The 1,341-nt window shown below is 27.7% G+C and carries 2 protein-coding genes; one reads left to right on the forward strand and one right to left on the reverse strand.

Annotated elements, in window-relative coordinates; genetic code table 11:
• Positions 1-34 precede the first annotated feature (34 nt).
• A complete protein-coding gene (locus Q0370_RS06265) occupies positions 35-691 on the reverse strand; it encodes a metalloregulator ArsR/SmtB family transcription factor (protein ID WP_299573538.1) in 657 nt (218 codons plus the stop codon).
• A gap of 300 nt (positions 692-991) precedes the next feature.
• Between Q0370_RS06265 and trxA the strand changes: the two genes are divergently transcribed.
• Positions 992-1,303, forward strand: a complete 312-nt coding sequence (gene trxA / locus Q0370_RS06270; RefSeq protein WP_021743652.1) for a thioredoxin — start codon at positions 992-994, stop codon at positions 1,301-1,303.
• Positions 1,304-1,341 lie beyond the last annotated feature (38 nt).

The raw sequence follows: 1,341 nt of genomic DNA on the forward strand, positions 1-1,341 counted from the left end.
TGAAATAGTCTCTTTCTTATTTTTAAAATCAAACTCAAAAATTATCATATTTTTTCCAATCATAATAACTTTGATTCAAGCTGTAAGCATGAAATCCATTATCATTCAAAAGTTTGGAAGCTAAATTTGCATAGGCACAGTTCCGTCCTCTGCAATAAACAATTATTTCTTTATTTTGGGGCAAATTCTTCATATTTTCTTCCAGATTCTTCATTGGAATATTTATTGCATTTTCTATATGACTTGAATTAAATTCATCTGCCGGACGTAAGTCTATTATTAAAGTTTCTTTGTTTTTTGCCATTTCATAAGCCTGTTCCAAAGTAATCGGACGGATTTTCATGCAGCTGTCATTAAACTCGCTATGTATCCGTTGAATGTCTGCCAATTGCTGCTCTCCTACTCCAATCAGAAGGTATACCAAATCTATTATCTGTGTATTTGCAATCTCATAAACAACATAGTTTCCCTTTTTTTCACAGACAACTAGATTACCATCCTTTAAAATCTGCAAATGTCTTGAAGTATTAGCAATACTCATTCCTGTTTCATTCGAAATACTTTCCACAGTTTTTGATCCTTGCACAAGTAAATCCAGTATTTCGATTCTTTTTTCACTGGATAAGCATTTTCCAATTTTTGATAATCCCAAATACAGGCTATTTTTGTAATTTTGACATATCTTATCCATTTAATTCAGCTCCTTTCTACTTTTACATTTATACTAAATCTCATAAAATCTAAATTTAAAAATTATTATTAAGCTCCTAAGTCCCCATTTATCCTTAAATAACTGAATTTTAAAGTAAATTTGAGTATACTTTTAAAAATTATAATAAAAGTGTTGACAATTTATTTTAAATATGATACTATTCAATTACTTGATTGAATAGTTGATTTTATAAAAACAGTATAACACAATTTTTTTAAAAAATAAACTATAAATTATGAAACTTAACAAAAATGATTTTAAGAAAGAGGTTGATGTAAAATGGCATTAAGTTTAAATAAAGATAATTTTGAAAAAAGTATTGCAAATGGAGTTGCTCTAGTAGATTTTTGGGCAGAATGGTGTGGACCTTGTAAAATGCAACTTCCTATTATTGAAGAATTTTCAGGAGAAATGGAAGGAAAAGCTACAATAGGAAAAGTAAATGTAGATGAAGAACTAGAATTAGCACAATCTTTCGGAATTCAAAGCATCCCTACATTAATTTTATTCAAGGATGGAAAACCTGTAAAAAAATTAGTTGGGTTACATTCAAAAGAAGCACTTTATGAAGAAGTAAACCAAGTATTATAAAACAAAAAATACGTTATTTAAAGATATATTTATTTATA

The organism is uncultured Leptotrichia sp., from assembly GCF_938036635.1.
In the GTDB taxonomy this organism is placed as follows: domain Bacteria; phylum Fusobacteriota; class Fusobacteriia; order Fusobacteriales; family Leptotrichiaceae; genus Leptotrichia; species Leptotrichia hongkongensis.

What these genes read in the sequence shown, in the direction of transcription:
- Q0370_RS06265 (WP_299573538.1), bottom strand. Translation starts at nt 691, where the DNA reads ATGGATAAGATATGTCAAAATTACAAAAATAGCCTGTATTTGGGATTA.
- trxA (WP_021743652.1), top strand. Translation starts at nt 992, where the DNA reads ATGGCATTAAGTTTAAATAAAGATAATTTTGAAAAAAGTATTGCAAAT.